Origin of the sequence: Stutzerimonas stutzeri, from assembly GCF_000952685.1 — a bacterium.
GTDB classification, from domain to species: domain Bacteria; phylum Pseudomonadota; class Gammaproteobacteria; order Pseudomonadales; family Pseudomonadaceae; genus Stutzerimonas; species Stutzerimonas stutzeri_E.
Map to the genome: position 1 here is coordinate 1 of NZ_JYHV01000010.1, position 12,538 is coordinate 12,538.

At 56.5% G+C, this 12,538-nt stretch carries 25 protein-coding genes; all 25 read left to right on the forward strand.

What is annotated here, in order from left to right:
* The coding region (gene tuf / locus UF78_RS03090) for an elongation factor Tu (protein WP_155397594.1) at window positions 1-1,193 on the forward strand (1,193 nt) is incomplete at its 5' end.
* A gap of 149 nt (window positions 1,194-1,342) precedes the next feature.
* A complete protein-coding gene (rpsJ, locus tag UF78_RS03095; RefSeq protein WP_003186070.1) occupies window positions 1,343-1,654 on the forward strand; it encodes a 30S ribosomal protein S10 in 312 nt (103 codons plus the stop codon).
* A gap of 81 nt (window positions 1,655-1,735) precedes the next feature.
* Entirely contained in the window at window positions 1,736-2,371 is a 636-nt protein-coding gene (gene rplC, locus UF78_RS03100; RefSeq protein WP_045160596.1) for a 50S ribosomal protein L3, read from the forward strand.
* Between the two features lie 12 nt (window positions 2,372-2,383).
* Entirely contained in the window at window positions 2,384-2,986 is a 603-nt protein-coding gene (gene rplD, locus UF78_RS03105) for a 50S ribosomal protein L4 (protein ID WP_019339977.1), read from the forward strand.
* Window positions 2,983-3,282: a 50S ribosomal protein L23 gene (rplW, locus tag UF78_RS03110; protein WP_021209378.1), complete on the forward strand. Its 300-nt coding sequence runs from the start codon at window positions 2,983-2,985 to the stop codon at window positions 3,280-3,282. The genes rplD and rplW overlap by 4 nt, the downstream gene beginning before the upstream one ends.
* A gap of 14 nt (window positions 3,283-3,296) precedes the next feature.
* Window positions 3,297-4,118: a 50S ribosomal protein L2 gene (rplB, locus tag UF78_RS03115; RefSeq protein WP_019339975.1), complete on the forward strand. Its 822-nt coding sequence runs from the start codon at window positions 3,297-3,299 to the stop codon at window positions 4,116-4,118.
* 16 nt (window positions 4,119-4,134) lie between these two features.
* The gene (rpsS, locus tag UF78_RS03120) at window positions 4,135-4,410 is read left to right on the forward strand and encodes a 30S ribosomal protein S19 (RefSeq protein ID WP_019339974.1); all 276 of its coding nucleotides are present in this window, start codon (window positions 4,135-4,137) and stop codon (window positions 4,408-4,410) included.
* Window positions 4,411-4,423: 13 nt separating this feature from the next.
* On the forward strand, window positions 4,424-4,756 hold the full coding sequence (rplV, locus tag UF78_RS03125; protein ID WP_003103908.1) for a 50S ribosomal protein L22: 333 nt from the start codon (window positions 4,424-4,426) through the stop codon (window positions 4,754-4,756).
* Window positions 4,757-4,769: 13 nt separating this feature from the next.
* A complete protein-coding gene (gene rpsC, locus UF78_RS03130) occupies window positions 4,770-5,456 on the forward strand; it encodes a 30S ribosomal protein S3 (protein ID WP_021209375.1) in 687 nt (228 codons plus the stop codon).
* Between the two features lie 12 nt (window positions 5,457-5,468).
* Window positions 5,469-5,882 (forward strand): 50S ribosomal protein L16, encoded by a 414-nt coding sequence (gene rplP / locus UF78_RS03135; RefSeq protein WP_003176421.1) that lies wholly within the window; start codon window positions 5,469-5,471, stop codon window positions 5,880-5,882.
* Window positions 5,882-6,073, forward strand: coding sequence for a 50S ribosomal protein L29 (rpmC, locus tag UF78_RS03140; RefSeq protein WP_003289209.1), 192 nt, complete (start codon window positions 5,882-5,884; stop codon window positions 6,071-6,073). The genes rplP and rpmC overlap by 1 nt, the downstream gene beginning before the upstream one ends.
* 2 nt (window positions 6,074-6,075) lie before the next feature.
* Window positions 6,076-6,342 (forward strand): 30S ribosomal protein S17, encoded by a 267-nt coding sequence (gene rpsQ, locus UF78_RS03145; RefSeq protein WP_029404618.1) that lies wholly within the window; start codon window positions 6,076-6,078, stop codon window positions 6,340-6,342.
* A gap of 23 nt (window positions 6,343-6,365) precedes the next feature.
* Window positions 6,366-6,734 carry a 50S ribosomal protein L14 gene (gene rplN / locus UF78_RS03150; protein ID WP_003289207.1) on the forward strand — a complete coding sequence of 123 codons (369 nt, stop codon included), beginning with the start codon at window positions 6,366-6,368 and terminating at the stop codon, window positions 6,732-6,734.
* A gap of 11 nt (window positions 6,735-6,745) precedes the next feature.
* Window positions 6,746-7,060: a 50S ribosomal protein L24 gene (gene rplX / locus UF78_RS03155; protein WP_019339971.1), complete on the forward strand. Its 315-nt coding sequence runs from the start codon at window positions 6,746-6,748 to the stop codon at window positions 7,058-7,060.
* A gap of 19 nt (window positions 7,061-7,079) precedes the next feature.
* Window positions 7,080-7,619 (forward strand): 50S ribosomal protein L5, encoded by a 540-nt coding sequence (rplE, locus tag UF78_RS03160; protein WP_019339970.1) that lies wholly within the window; start codon window positions 7,080-7,082, stop codon window positions 7,617-7,619.
* Between the two features lie 12 nt (window positions 7,620-7,631).
* Window positions 7,632-7,937, forward strand: a complete 306-nt coding sequence (gene rpsN, locus UF78_RS03165) for a 30S ribosomal protein S14 (RefSeq protein WP_025240349.1) — start codon at window positions 7,632-7,634, stop codon at window positions 7,935-7,937.
* Between the two features lie 189 nt (window positions 7,938-8,126).
* Window positions 8,127-8,519 (forward strand): 30S ribosomal protein S8, encoded by a 393-nt coding sequence (gene rpsH / locus UF78_RS03170; RefSeq protein WP_003281824.1) that lies wholly within the window; start codon window positions 8,127-8,129, stop codon window positions 8,517-8,519.
* Between the two features lie 12 nt (window positions 8,520-8,531).
* Window positions 8,532-9,065, forward strand: a complete 534-nt coding sequence (gene rplF / locus UF78_RS03175) for a 50S ribosomal protein L6 (RefSeq protein ID WP_025240350.1) — start codon at window positions 8,532-8,534, stop codon at window positions 9,063-9,065.
* A 10-nt stretch (window positions 9,066-9,075) separates the two neighbouring features.
* On the forward strand, window positions 9,076-9,426 hold the full coding sequence (rplR, locus tag UF78_RS03180) for a 50S ribosomal protein L18 (protein ID WP_025240351.1): 351 nt from the start codon (window positions 9,076-9,078) through the stop codon (window positions 9,424-9,426).
* Window positions 9,427-9,429: 3 nt separating this feature from the next.
* Window positions 9,430-9,930 (forward strand): 30S ribosomal protein S5, encoded by a 501-nt coding sequence (rpsE, locus tag UF78_RS03185; RefSeq protein WP_019339966.1) that lies wholly within the window; start codon window positions 9,430-9,432, stop codon window positions 9,928-9,930.
* A gap of 2 nt (window positions 9,931-9,932) precedes the next feature.
* Window positions 9,933-10,112: a 50S ribosomal protein L30 gene (gene rpmD / locus UF78_RS03190; RefSeq protein ID WP_003281818.1), complete on the forward strand. Its 180-nt coding sequence runs from the start codon at window positions 9,933-9,935 to the stop codon at window positions 10,110-10,112.
* Window positions 10,113-10,115: 3 nt separating this feature from the next.
* Window positions 10,116-10,550, forward strand: coding sequence for a 50S ribosomal protein L15 (gene rplO, locus UF78_RS03195; protein WP_045160597.1), 435 nt, complete (start codon window positions 10,116-10,118; stop codon window positions 10,548-10,550).
* Window positions 10,551-11,879, forward strand: coding sequence for a preprotein translocase subunit SecY (gene secY / locus UF78_RS03200; protein ID WP_045160598.1), 1,329 nt, complete (start codon window positions 10,551-10,553; stop codon window positions 11,877-11,879). It begins immediately after the preceding gene.
* A 30-nt stretch (window positions 11,880-11,909) separates the two neighbouring features.
* Window positions 11,910-12,026 carry a 50S ribosomal protein L36 gene (gene rpmJ, locus UF78_RS03205; protein ID WP_014854209.1) on the forward strand — a complete coding sequence of 39 codons (117 nt, stop codon included), beginning with the start codon at window positions 11,910-11,912 and terminating at the stop codon, window positions 12,024-12,026.
* Between the two features lie 131 nt (window positions 12,027-12,157).
* Window positions 12,158-12,514 (forward strand): 30S ribosomal protein S13, encoded by a 357-nt coding sequence (rpsM, locus tag UF78_RS03210; protein ID WP_014854208.1) that lies wholly within the window; start codon window positions 12,158-12,160, stop codon window positions 12,512-12,514.
* Window positions 12,515-12,538 lie beyond the last annotated feature (24 nt).

The following is a 12,538-nucleotide window of genomic DNA, read 5'->3' on the forward strand; positions in this document are numbered from 1 at the left end:
TGGCTAAAGAAAAATTCGAACGTAACAAACCGCACCTGAACGTCGGTACCATTGGTCACGTTGACCATGGCAAAACCACGCTCACCGCTGCGCTGACTAAGGTCTGCGCGGAAACTTGGGGCGGCTCTGCACGTGACTTCTCGCAGATCGACAACGCGCCGGAAGAGAAGGCTCGTGGTATCACCATCAACACCTCCCACGTTGAGTACGATTCCTCGATTCGTCACTACGCTCACGTCGACTGCCCAGGTCACGCTGACTACGTGAAAAACATGATCACCGGTGCTGCGCAGATGGACGGCGCGATCCTGGTTTGTTCCGCTGCTGACGGCCCGATGCCGCAGACGCGCGAACACATCCTGCTGTCCCGTCAGGTAGGTGTTCCTTACATCGTTGTCTTCCTGAACAAGGCTGACATGGTGGATGACGCCGAGCTGCTGGAACTGGTTGAGATGGAAGTGCGTGACCTGCTGTCGACCTACGACTTCCCGGGTGACGACACGCCAATCATCATCGGCTCCGCACTGATGGCTCTGAACGGTCAGGACGACAACGAAATGGGTGTGTCGGCCGTGCGCAAGCTGGTCGAGACTCTGGATAGCTACATTCCGGAGCCTGAGCGTGCCATCGACAAGCCGTTCCTGATGCCGATCGAAGACGTGTTCTCGATCTCCGGTCGCGGTACCGTTGTGACCGGTCGCGTTGAGCGCGGCATTGTCAAGGTTCAGGAAGAGATCGAAATCGTTGGTATTCGTGCCACGACCAAGACCACCTGCACCGGCGTTGAAATGTTCCGCAAGCTGCTCGACGAAGGTCGCGCTGGTGAGAACGTGGGCGTGCTGCTGCGTGGTACCAAGCGTGATGACGTAGAGCGTGGTCAGGTTCTGGCCAAGCCGGGCACCATCAAGCCGCACACCAAGTTCGAAGGCGAAGTCTACGTGCTGAGCAAGGAAGAAGGCGGTCGTCACACGCCGTTCTTCAAAGGCTACCGTCCGCAGTTCTACTTCCGTACTACTGACGTGACCGGTAACTGCGAGCTGCCGGAAGGCGTAGAAATGGTAATGCCGGGCGACAACATCAAGATGGTTGTCACTCTGATCGCTCCGATCGCCATGGAAGATGGTCTGCGCTTCGCGATTCGCGAAGGTGGCCGTACCGTGGGTGCCGGCGTGGTTGCCAAGATCATCGAATAATCCTTTCGATGTGGGAAAGGGCCCTTCGGGGCCCTTTTTCTATTGTTGATCATTTATTGACACCCCCTGGACGCATCCGTACAATTGCGCCTCCTTTTACCGGGCGTATTGCGTTTGGTAGGGATGGCTAATTGGAGTCTGAGGTCAAAATGCAAAACCAACAAATCCGTATTCGGTTGAAGGCTTTTGACCATCGCCTGATCGATCAATCAACCCAGGAAATCGTGGAAACCGCGAAACGTACTGGTGCTCAGGTGCGTGGTCCGATTCCACTGCCGACCCGCAAAGAGCGGTTCACTGTTCTGGTTTCTCCGCATGTCAACAAGGATGCGCGCGACCAGTATGAGATCCGTACTCATAAGCGTGTGCTGGATATCGTCCAGCCGACCGACAAGACTGTCGATGCGCTGATGAAGCTTGATCTTGCGGCTGGCGTGGAAGTGCAGATCAGCCTCGGCTAAAACCTCGAGTTTTAGTCGTGTAACGCTCTGAAATGGGCGGCCATAGCGGGTGAAAGCCCCGTACACTCAAGAGGTTACAACATGACTATTGGTGTAGTCGGTCGTAAATGCGGCATGACCCGCGTTTTCACCGAAGATGGTGTCTCTATTCCGGTTACGGTCATCGAGATCGAGCCGAATCGCGTCACTCAGTTCAAGAATGAAGAGAGCGATGGCTATCGCGCTGTACAGGTTACTGTCGGCGAGCGTCGCGCGTCCCGTGTTACCAAGGCTCAGGCTGGCCATTTCGCCAAGGCGAACGTTGCTGCCGGTCGTGGTGTCTGGGAATTCCGCCTCGATGGCGAGGAGTTCCAGGTTGGTGACCAGATCAACGCTGAAATCTTCCAGGCTGGACAGATGGTGGATGTCACCGGTCAGTCCAAGGGTAAAGGCTTTGCCGGTACCATCAAGCGCTGGAACTTCCGTGGTCAAGACAATACCCACGGTAACTCCGTATCCCACCGCGTTCCGGGTTCGATTGGCCAGTGCCAGACTCCTGGTCGTGTTTTCAAGGGCAAGAAGATGTCCGGGCACATGGGCGCCGAGCGCGTAACCGTGCAGTCCCTGGAAATCGTGCGTGTCGATGCAGAGCGTAACCTGCTGCTGGTGAAGGGCGCAGTGCCCGGCGCCACGGGTGGTGACGTTGTCGTGCGTCCGGCCGCCAAGGCTCGCGGGTAAGGGGGAGTTCACATGCAATTGAATGTAAATGGCGCACAGGCCATCGAAGTCTCCGAGCAAACCTTTGGTGGTGAGTTCAACGAGACCCTGGTGCACCAGGCTGTCGTCGCCTATATGGCTGGCGGTCGTCAGGGCAGCAAGCAGCAGAAGACTCGCTCCGATGTCTCGGGTGGCGGTAAGCGTCCCTGGCGTCAGAAAGGTACTGGCCGCGCGCGTGCGGGTACCTCGCGTGGTCCGATTTGGCGTGGCGGTGGCGTAACCTTCGCTGCTCGTCCGCAGAACCATGAGCAGAAGCTCAACAAGAAGATGTACCGCGCAGCGCTGCGTTCCATTCTTTCCGAACTGGTTCGTTCCGAGCGTCTGGTCGTCGTTGAAGATTTCGCCGTCGACAGTCCTAAGACCAAGCTGCTTGCCAACAAGCTGACCGGTATGGGCCTGAATGACGTACTGATCGTTTCCGATGCTGTCGATCAGAACCTGTATCTGGCGGCTCGCAACCTGCCGCACGTCGATGTTCGTGACGTTCAGGGTTCCGATCCAGTCAGCCTGATCGCCTATGACAAGGTGTTGATCACCGTGTCGGCTGTGAAGAAATTCGAGGAGCTGCTGGGATGAACCAGGAACGCGTATTCAAAGTCCTGCTTGGTCCGCACGTCTCCGAGAAGGCAACCATGCTGGCTGACAGCAAAAGCCAGTTCGTTTTCAAGGTTGCTACTGATGCAACCAAGCTGGAAATCAAGAAGGCCGTCGAAAGCCTGTTCAACGTGAAGGTAGCCAAAGTCAGCACTCTGAATGTTCAGGGCAAGACCAAGCGCACCGCTCGCGGGCTGGGCAAGCGCAACGACTGGAAGAAGGCGTACATCGCGCTTCAGCCGGGCCAAGATCTCGATTTCTCCGGCAACGCTGAGTAAGGAAGGGGTGCATCATGGCAATCGTTAAATGCAAACCGACTTCCGCGGGCCGCCGTTTTGTGGTCAAAGTGGTCGGTCAGGAGCTGCACAAAGGCGCTCCTTATGCTCCGCTGCTCGAGAAGAAGTCGAAGTCAGGCGGTCGTAACAACAACGGTCGTATCACCACGCGTCATATCGGTGGTGGTCACAAGCAGCATTACCGTCTGGTCGATTTTCGCCGCAACAAGGATGGCATTCCTGCCGTCGTTGAGCGTGTGGAATATGACCCGAACCGCACTGCGCACATTGCGCTGCTGAAGTATGCGGATGGTGAGCGTCGTTACATCATTGCGCCTAAGGGCGTAAGTGCTGGTGACCAGCTGCTTTCCGGCGTCAACGCGCCGATCAAGGCTGGCAACAGCCTGCCGCTGCGCAACATCCCGCTGGGTTCAACCGTTCACGGTGTCGAGCTCAAGCCGGGCAAGGGTGCTCAGATCGCCCGTTCTGCCGGTGCGTCGGCTCAGCTGGTCGCGCGTGAGGGTGCTTACGTAACACTGCGTCTTCGCTCCGGCGAAATGCGCAAAGTGCTGGCCGAGTGCCGAGCGACTCTGGGCGAGGTCTCGAATTCCGAGCACAGCCTGCGTTCGCTGGGTAAAGCGGGTGCCAAGCGCTGGCGCGGTGTTCGCCCGACCGTTCGCGGTGTGGCAATGAACCCGGTCGATCACCCCCACGGTGGTGGTGAGGGTCGTACCTCCGGTGGTCGTCATCCGGTGTCGCCATGGGGCTTCCCGACTAAGGGCGCGAAGACTCGTTCTAACAAGCGCACCGATAACATGATCGTCCGTCGTCGCAAGTAACTAGAGGGATACGACAGTGCCGCGTTCTCTGAAAAAAGGTCCTTTTATCGATCTTCACCTATTGAAGAAGGTCGAAGTGGCGATGGAAAAGAATGATCGCAAACCAGTTAAAACCTGGTCGCGTCGTTCGATGATCCTGCCGCAAATGGTCGGTTTGACCATCGCTGTGCATAACGGTCGTCAACATGTTCCCGTTCTCGTGAACGAAGACATGGTCGGTCACAAACTCGGCGAGTTCGCTGGTACCCGCACCTATCGCGGGCACGTAGCGGACAAGAAAGGCAAGCGCTAAGGGGTAAGGAAAGATGGAAGTAGCCGCTAAGTTGTCGGGCGCTCGCATCTCCGCCCAGAAAGCCCGCCTGGTCGCCGACCAGATCCGCGGGAAGAAGGTGGGCGAAGCGCTCAACCTGCTGGCTTTCAGCAGTAAGAAAGCCGCCGAGATCATGAAGAAAGTGCTGGAGTCGGCCGTGGCCAACGCCGAGCACAACGAAGGCGCTGACGTGGATGACCTCAAGGTTTCCACGGTCTTCGTCAACGAAGGGCGTTCGCTTAAGCGCATCATGCCGCGTGCCAAAGGCCGCGCTGATCGCATCGTCAAGCGGTCTTGCCATATCACTGTCAAGGTTGCGGACAAGTAACGGAGTCGATCAGATGGGTCAGAAAGTACATCCCACTGGCATTCGCCTGGGAATCGTCAAGGAGCACACCTCCGTCTGGTACGCAGACGGACGTACGTACGCCGATTATCTGCTTGCAGATCTGAACGTGCGTGAGTACCTCCAAGACAAATTAAAAAGCGCGTCCGTAAGCCGTATCGATATCCATCGCCCGGCTCAAACCGCACGCATCACTATCCATACCGCTCGTCCCGGCATCGTGATCGGCAAGAAAGGTGAGGATGTTGAGAAGCTGCGTCAGGACCTGACCAAGAAAATGGGTGTGCCTGTGCACATCAACATCGAAGAAATCCGCAAGCCGGAACTCGATGCAATGCTGGTAGCACAGAACGTCGCTCAGCAGCTGGAGCGTCGCGTAATGTTCCGTCGCGCCATGAAGCGCGCCGTACAGAACGCGATCCGCATTGGTGCCAAGGGCATCAAGATCCAGGTGAGCGGTCGTCTGGGTGGGGCTGAAATCGCCCGTACGGAATGGTATCGGGAAGGTCGTGTGCCGCTGCACACCCTGCGTGCCGATATTGACTACAACACCTACGAAGCACACACCACTTACGGTGTGATCGGCGTCAAGGTTTGGATCTTCAAGGGCGAAGTTATTGGTGGTCGCCATGAAGAGCTCAAGCCGCAAGCGCCTGCGCCTCGTAAAAAAGCTGCCAAGTAAGGAGTACGCCAAATGTTGCAACCCAAGCGTACAAAATTCCGTAAGCAGATGACTGGTCACAATCGTGGCCTGGCTCAGCGCGGTAGCAAAGTCAGCTTCGGCGAGTTCGCTCTGAAGTCTGTCGCTCGTGGACGTCTCACTGCACGCCAGATCGAGTCCGCACGTCGTGCGTTGACCCGTCACGTGAAGCGTGGCGGTAAAATCTGGATCCGTGTGTTCCCCGATAAGCCTATCTCCAAAAAGCCTCTGGAAGTCCGGATGGGTAAAGGTAAGGGTAACGTCGAGTACTGGGTGGCCCAGATTCAGCCGGGCAAGGTGCTCTACGAGATCGAGGGTGTTTCCGAAGAGCTGGCGCGTGAGGCATTCGCCCTGGCTGCTGCAAAGCTGCCGCTCGCCACCTCCTTTGTTAAGCGGACGGTGATGTGATGAAAGCGAATGAGCTTCGTGAAAAATCCGCTCAGCAGCTGAACGAGCAACTGCTCGAGCTGCTGCGCGACCAGTTCAATCTGCGTATGCAGAAGGCAACTGGCCAGTTGGGGCAGTCTCACCTGCTCTCGCAAGTCAAGCGCGACATCGCTCGTGTCAAGACTGTGCTCAACCAGCAGGCAGGTAAGTGATCATGGCTGAAGTTGAAAAAACTGTCCGCACGCTGACTGGCCGCGTCGTCAGCGACAAAATGGACAAAAGCATCACCGTTCTGATCGAGCGTCGTGTTAAGCACCCGATCTACGGTAAATACGTGAAGCGTTCGACCAAACTGCACGCCCACGACGAAACCAACCAGTGCCGTATTGGCGACAAGGTCACTATCCGCGAGACTCGTCCGCTGGCGAAGACCAAGTGCTGGATGCTGGTTGATGTCGTTGAACGTGCCGTCGAAGTCTAAGGGCTAGGGGTCGGAGAAATTATATGATTCAGACTCAATCAATGCTCGATGTGGCGGATAACAGTGGCGCTCGTCGCGTCATGTGTATCAAGGTTCTCGGCGGTTCGCACCGCCGTTACGCCGGCATCGGCGACATCATCAAGGTAACCGTCAAGGAAGCGATCCCGCGTGGCAAGGTCAAGAAAGGCCAGGTGATGACTGCTGTCGTAGTCCGCACTCGTCACGGTGTTCGTCGTCCGGACGGCTCCATTATTCGCTTCGATGGCAACGCTGCTGTTCTGTTGAACAACAAGCAGGAGCCGATCGGCACCCGTATTTTCGGGCCGGTGACACGTGAGCTTCGTTCCGAGAAGTTCATGAAGATCGTCTCGCTCGCGCCTGAAGTGCTGTAAGGAGAAGCCGCATGCAAAAGATTCGTCGCAACGACGAGATCATCGTCATCGCCGGCAAAGACAAGGGCAAGCGCGGTAAGGTGCTCCGGGTTCTCGCTGACGACCGTCTGGTCGTCGGTGGTATCAACCTCGTGAAGCGTCATACCAAGCCGAACCCGATGTCGGGCGTTCAAGGCGGTATCGTCGAAAAGGAGGCGCCTCTGCACGCCTCTAACGTCGCTATCTTCAACGGCGAAACCAACAAGGCTGACCGTGTTGGTTTCAAAGTAGAAGACGGCAAGAAAATTCGTGTCTTCAAGTCGACCCAAAAGCCGGTTGAAGCTTGAGACTGCTAGGTAGATAACCATGGCACGACTAAAAGAAGTTTATCGGAAGCAAATCGCTCCCAAGCTGAAAGAAGAGCTTCAGCTTGGCAACGTGATGGAAGTTCCGCGCATCACCAAGATCACCCTGAACATGGGTATCGGCGAAGCGATCGGTGACAAAAAAATTATCGACAACGCGGTTGCTGATCTGGAAAAGATCACCGGCCAAAAGGTCGTCGTGACTCACGCACGCAAGTCCATCGCCGGCTTCAAGGTCCGCGAAGGTTGGCCGATCGGTGTCAAGGTGACCCTGCGTAGCGATCGTATGTACGAATTCCTGGATCGTTTGCTGTCGATCTCCCTGCCCCGGGTTCGCGACTTCCGCGGCCTGAATGCCAAGTCCTTCGACGGACGTGGTAACTACAGCATGGGCGTGAAAGAGCAGATCATTTTCCCGGAAATCGATTACGACAAGATCGATGCGCTGCGTGGTCTGGACATCACGCTGACCACTACTGCTCGAACGGATGAAGAGGGTCGCGCACTGTTGCGTGCCTTCAACTTCCCGTTCCGTAACTAATTGGAGTAGGAAATGGCTAAGCAAAGCATGAAGAACCGCGAGCTGAAGCGTCAGCAGACGGTTGCCAAGTACGCCCAGAAGCGTGCTGCGCTGAAAGCTGTCATCGCTAATCCCGAGTCGTCTCCAGAGGCGCGTTGGGAAGCTCAGGTTGCTCTGCAGAAGCAGCCTCGTGATGCCAGTGCTTCGCGTCTGCGTAATCGTTGCCGTCTGACTGGCCGCCCGCATGGTGTGTACCGCAAGTTTGGTCTTGCGCGTAACATGCTGCGTCAGGCTGCGATGCGCGGTGATGTGCCGGGTCTGGTGAAAGCCAGCTGGTAATAACGCTCCGGCAGTTGTTGTCGGAACTGCAGTTGTCGAATCAAGCCCCTTATGGGGCTTGATTCGTTTCTGAACTGTCTCTAGAATGTCCGGCTCGCCCGAGCCATGCCTGTTAGGCGTTCGCTCATTTAGTAGCAGGCGACACGAGCCCTAGCGGGCTTATTTTTTTGAATTAGGAGCCAAGAGCCCATGAGTATGCAGGACCCGTTAGCGGACATGCTAACTCGTATCCGTAATGCCCAGATGGCCGAAAAGTCCGTCGTAAGCATGCCGTCTTCCACTTTGAAGGTGGCTGTAGCCAACGTTCTTCAGGGTGAGGGCTATATCGCAGGATACAACGTCAGCAGCGACGCCAAACCGCAGCTGTCTATCGAGCTCAAGTACTTCGAAGGCCGTCCGGTTATCGAAGAGCTGAAGCGCGTAAGCCGTCCTGGCCTTCGCCAGTACAAATCCGTTGATCAGTTGCCGAAAGTTCGCGGCGGTCTGGGTGTTTCGATCGTATCCACCAATAAAGGTGTGATGACGGATCGGGCTGCTCGCGCTGCTGGCGTTGGCGGCGAAGTGCTCTGCACAGTGTTCTAAGGGGGGATAAGCATGTCTCGCGTTGCTAAGAACCCCGTCAAGCTGCCCGCTGGTGTTGAATTCAACATGGCCGGCCAGCAGCTTTCGGTGAAGGGTGCCAAGGGTACTCTCGAACTGAACGTGCACTCGTCTGTGGAAGTGATCCACGAGGCCGGTGAGCTCCGTTTTGCTGCGCGTAATGGCGATCAGCAGAACCGTGCCATGGCCGGTACCACCCGTGCGCTGGTTAACAATATGGTGATCGGCGTCAGCCAAGGCTTCGAGCGCAAGCTTCAGCTGGTTGGTGTTGGTTACAAGGCGCAAGCCAAAGGTCAAGTGCTGTCCCTGGCTCTCGGCTTCTCGCACCCGGTGGAGTATGAACTGCCGCAAGGCGTTACCGCTGAGACCCCCAGCCAGACCGATATCCTGATCAAGGGTGTCGATAAGCAACTGGTCGGTCAGGTGGCTGCTGAAATCCGTGATTTCCGCCGTCCTGAGCCCTACAAGGGCAAAGGCGTGCGTTACTCGGACGAAGTGGTCCGTCGTAAAGAAGCTAAGAAGAAGTAGGGCATAGCAAATGAGCGTAAAGAAAGTTACTCGTCTGCGTCGCGCTCGCAAGGCACGCCTGAAGATGCGCGAGCTGGAAACCGTACGCCTTTGTGTGTACCGCTCTTCCCAGCACATCTACGCCCAGGTCCTTTCGGCCGACGGCGGCAAGGTCCTGGCCAGTGCCTCGACTCTCGACAAAGAACTGCGCGACGGAGCCACCGGCAACGTCGACGCTGCCAAGAAAGTTGGTCAGCTGGTCGCTGAGCGTGCTAAGGCCGCAGGTGTCACCCAGGTGGCGTTCGACCGTTCTGGCTTCAAGTACCACGGTCGTGTCAAGGCACTGGCTGATGCTGCTCGTGAAGGCGGGCTGGAGTTCTAAGTTATGGCATATAACGAGCAAAAGCGCGACGAAGGCTACATTGAGAAGCTGGTTCAAGTTAACCGCGTCGCCAAGACAGTAAAAGGTGGTCGTATCTTCACATTCACTGCGTTGACCGTAGTGGGTGATGGTAAGGGTCGTGTAGGTTTCGGTCGTGGCAAGTCGCGCGAAGTGCCGGCTGCCATTCAGAAGGCTATGGAAGCGGCTCGCCGCAACATGATCCAGGTCGATCTGAACGGCACGACTCTGCAGTACGCGACCAAGGCAGCGCATGGCGCTTCCAAGGTGTACATGCAGCCTGCTTCGGAAGGTACCGGTGTTATTGCCGGTGGTGCGATGCGTGCCATTCTTGAAGTGGCTGGCGTGCAGAACGTCCTGGCCAAGTGCTACGGCTCTACCAATCCAGTGAACGTGGTCCATGCCACTTTCAAGGGATTGAAGGCCATGCAGTCGCCTGAGTCGATCGCTGCTAAGCGTGGCAAGAGCGTTGAGGAGATTTCCTGATCATGGCTAACACCGTCAAGGTCACGCTGATCAAAAGCGTCAGCGGTCGTATCCCCAATCACAAGCTTTGCGTCAAAGGCCTCGGTCTGCGTCGCATTGGTCACACCGTCGAAGTCCAGGATACTCCTGAAAATCGCGGCATGATCAACAAGGCTTACTACATGCTCCGTGTGGAGGGCTAAGCCATGCAACTGAACGATCTGCGTTCTGCGCCAGGCGCCCGTCGCGAAAAGCTGCGTCCGGGCCGTGGTATCGGTAGCGGCCTCGGCAAGACCGGTGGTCGTGGTCACAAGGGTCAGACTTCCCGCTCTGGCGGCAAGATCGCTCCCGGTTTCGAAGGCGGCCAACAGCCTTTGCATCGCCGTCTGCCTAAGTTTGGCTTCGTCTCCTTGAAGGCTATGGATCGTGCTGAAGTACGTACCTCCGAGCTGGCAAAGGTTCAGGGCGACGTCGTAACTCTGCAGAGCCTTAAGGATGCCGACATCATCAATCAGAACGTACAGCGCGTGAAAGTCATGCTGTCGGGTGAGGTTGGTCGTGCGGTAACTCTGAAAGGCATCGCCGCCACCAAGGGTGCGCGTGCGGCTATCGAAGCAGCTGGCGGCAAGTTCGAGGAATAAATGGCTAAGCAAGGTGCTCTCTCCGCGCTGAATAGTGGCGGGCTTTCTGAACTTTGGGCTCGTCTGCGTTTTCTGCTGATGGCGATCATCGTCTATCGTGTTGGCGCACACATCCCGGTTCCGGGAATCAATCCCGACAGGTTGGCCGAGCTGTTCCGTCAGAACGAAGGGACCATCCTTAGCTTGTTCAACATGTTTTCCGGTGGTGCGCTGGAGCGCATGAGCATCTTTGCCTTGGGGATCATGCCGTATATCTCGGCATCGATCATCATGCAGCTCATGACGGCTGTCAGTCCCCAGTTGGAGCAGTTGAAGAAAGAGGGCGAGTCCGGTCGTCGCAAGATTAGTCAGTACACGCGCTACGGTGCTTTGGTGTTGGCTATCGTGCAGGCCATTGGTATGTCGGTCGGTCTCGCCGGCCAGGGTGTCGCCTTCAGCACTGACTTCGGCTTCTACTTCGTAGCTGTCACTACCTTTGTGGCAGGGGCGATGTTCATGATGTGGCTGGGGGAGCAGATCACCGAGCGGGGTGTCGGTAACGGCATTTCGATGTTGATCTTCGCTGGTATCGTTGCCGGTCTCCCTGGCGCCCTGGGGCAGTCGTTCGAATCTGCGCGGCAGGGCGATGTCAACATCATCGCACTGCTGGCCGTTGGTTTGCTGGCGATCGCCATCATCGGGTTCGTTGTGTTCATCGAGCGTGGTCAGCGGCGAATCGCCGTGCATTACGCCAAGCGTCAGCAGGGCCGCAAGGTCTTCGCTGCGCAGACGAGTCACCTTCCGCTGAAGGTGAACATGGCGGGTGTCATCCCTGCCATTTTTGCCAGCAGCATTCTGCTGTTCCCTGCTTCCTTGGGACAGTGGTTCGGACAGTCGGAGAACATGGGATGGCTGGCTGATATTTCTCAGTCGATCGCCCCTGGTCAGCCGTTGAATATCCTATTGTTCAGCGCCGGCATCATCTTCTTCTGCTTCTTCTATACGGCATTGATGTTCAATCCGAAGGATGTTGCAGAAAACCTGAAGAAGTCCGGTGCATTTATCCCGGGGATTCGGCCTGGTGAGCAGTCGGCACGCTATATCGATGGTGTGTTGACTCGTTTGACCATGTTCGGCGCCCTATACATGACGGCTGTATGCTTGCTACCGCAGTTTCTTGTGGTGGCAGCAAACGTGCCGTTCTACCTTGGCGGGACGTCGTTGCTGATTGTGGTTGTGGTTGTAATGGACTTCATGTCCCAGGTTCAATCTCACCTCATGTCTCACCAGTACGATTCCCTGATGAAAAAAGCCAACCTGAAGGGCTATGGCAGCGGAATGCTCCGCTGAGGTCAGCCCGTAAGGTTCCAGGAGTTGGTCATGAAAGTTCGTGCATCGGTCAAAAAGCTGTGCCGCAACTGCAAAATCGTTCGTCGCGAAGGTGTCGTTCGAGTGATCTGCAGCGCAGAACCGCGTCACAAGCAGCGCCAAGGCTGATTGTGAGCTAAGGCTCGAGCCCGGCAGCTAGTGCGCTGCCGGGTTGATTATTTGTTATTACAGCGTTAGTATCTCGCGCCCTTTTCTTGGCTTCCGGGGCGTTGGGTAGCTGTCAATTGGAGTTTCACTGAATGGCCCGTATTGCAGGCGTAAACATTCCGGATAACAAGCACACTGTTATCTCGCTGACCTACATCTATGGTGTCGGTCGCACTCGTGCGCAGACTATCTGTGCTGCTACCGGTGTAAATCCGGCAGCGAAAATCAAGGATCTTTCCGACGAGCAGGTCGAACTGCTGCGTGGTGAAGTGGCCAAGTTCATCGTTGAAGGTGACCTGCGTCGCGAAGTCAACATGAAGATCAAGCGCTTGATGGACCTGGGTTGCTATCGCGGCCTGCGTCATCGTCGTGGTCTGCCGGTACGCGGTCAGCGCACCAAGACCAACGCTCGTACCCGTAAGGGTCCGCGTAAGCCGATCCGCAAGTAATCGCGTTAGCGCATCGACAGGAAT

Bases quoted from the DNA above. Each gene is read 5' to 3' on its own strand.
- rpsJ (WP_003186070.1), top strand. From the start codon at position 1,343: ATGCAAAACCAACAAATCCGTATTCGGTTGAAGGCTTTTGACCATCGC.
- rplC (WP_045160596.1), top strand. From the start codon at position 1,736: ATGACTATTGGTGTAGTCGGTCGTAAATGCGGCATGACCCGCGTTTTC.
- rplD (WP_019339977.1), top strand. From the start codon at position 2,384: ATGCAATTGAATGTAAATGGCGCACAGGCCATCGAAGTCTCCGAGCAA.
- rplW (WP_021209378.1), top strand. From the start codon at position 2,983: ATGAACCAGGAACGCGTATTCAAAGTCCTGCTTGGTCCGCACGTCTCC.
- rplB (WP_019339975.1), top strand. From the start codon at position 3,297: ATGGCAATCGTTAAATGCAAACCGACTTCCGCGGGCCGCCGTTTTGTG.
- rplV (WP_003103908.1), top strand. From the start codon at position 4,424: ATGGAAGTAGCCGCTAAGTTGTCGGGCGCTCGCATCTCCGCCCAGAAA.
- rpsC (WP_021209375.1), top strand. From the start codon at position 4,770: ATGGGTCAGAAAGTACATCCCACTGGCATTCGCCTGGGAATCGTCAAG.
- rplP (WP_003176421.1), top strand. From the start codon at position 5,469: ATGTTGCAACCCAAGCGTACAAAATTCCGTAAGCAGATGACTGGTCAC.
- rpmC (WP_003289209.1), top strand. From the start codon at position 5,882: ATGAAAGCGAATGAGCTTCGTGAAAAATCCGCTCAGCAGCTGAACGAG.
- rpsQ (WP_029404618.1), top strand. From the start codon at position 6,076: ATGGCTGAAGTTGAAAAAACTGTCCGCACGCTGACTGGCCGCGTCGTC.
- rplN (WP_003289207.1), top strand. From the start codon at position 6,366: ATGATTCAGACTCAATCAATGCTCGATGTGGCGGATAACAGTGGCGCT.
- rplX (WP_019339971.1), top strand. From the start codon at position 6,746: ATGCAAAAGATTCGTCGCAACGACGAGATCATCGTCATCGCCGGCAAA.
- rplE (WP_019339970.1), top strand. From the start codon at position 7,080: ATGGCACGACTAAAAGAAGTTTATCGGAAGCAAATCGCTCCCAAGCTG.
- rpsN (WP_025240349.1), top strand. From the start codon at position 7,632: ATGGCTAAGCAAAGCATGAAGAACCGCGAGCTGAAGCGTCAGCAGACG.
- rpsH (WP_003281824.1), top strand. From the start codon at position 8,127: ATGAGTATGCAGGACCCGTTAGCGGACATGCTAACTCGTATCCGTAAT.
- rplF (WP_025240350.1), top strand. From the start codon at position 8,532: ATGTCTCGCGTTGCTAAGAACCCCGTCAAGCTGCCCGCTGGTGTTGAA.
- rplR (WP_025240351.1), top strand. From the start codon at position 9,076: ATGAGCGTAAAGAAAGTTACTCGTCTGCGTCGCGCTCGCAAGGCACGC.
- rpsE (WP_019339966.1), top strand. From the start codon at position 9,430: ATGGCATATAACGAGCAAAAGCGCGACGAAGGCTACATTGAGAAGCTG.
- rpmD (WP_003281818.1), top strand. From the start codon at position 9,933: ATGGCTAACACCGTCAAGGTCACGCTGATCAAAAGCGTCAGCGGTCGT.
- rplO (WP_045160597.1), top strand. From the start codon at position 10,116: ATGCAACTGAACGATCTGCGTTCTGCGCCAGGCGCCCGTCGCGAAAAG.
- secY (WP_045160598.1), top strand. From the start codon at position 10,551: ATGGCTAAGCAAGGTGCTCTCTCCGCGCTGAATAGTGGCGGGCTTTCT.
- rpmJ (WP_014854209.1), top strand. From the start codon at position 11,910: ATGAAAGTTCGTGCATCGGTCAAAAAGCTGTGCCGCAACTGCAAAATC.
- rpsM (WP_014854208.1), top strand. From the start codon at position 12,158: ATGGCCCGTATTGCAGGCGTAAACATTCCGGATAACAAGCACACTGTT.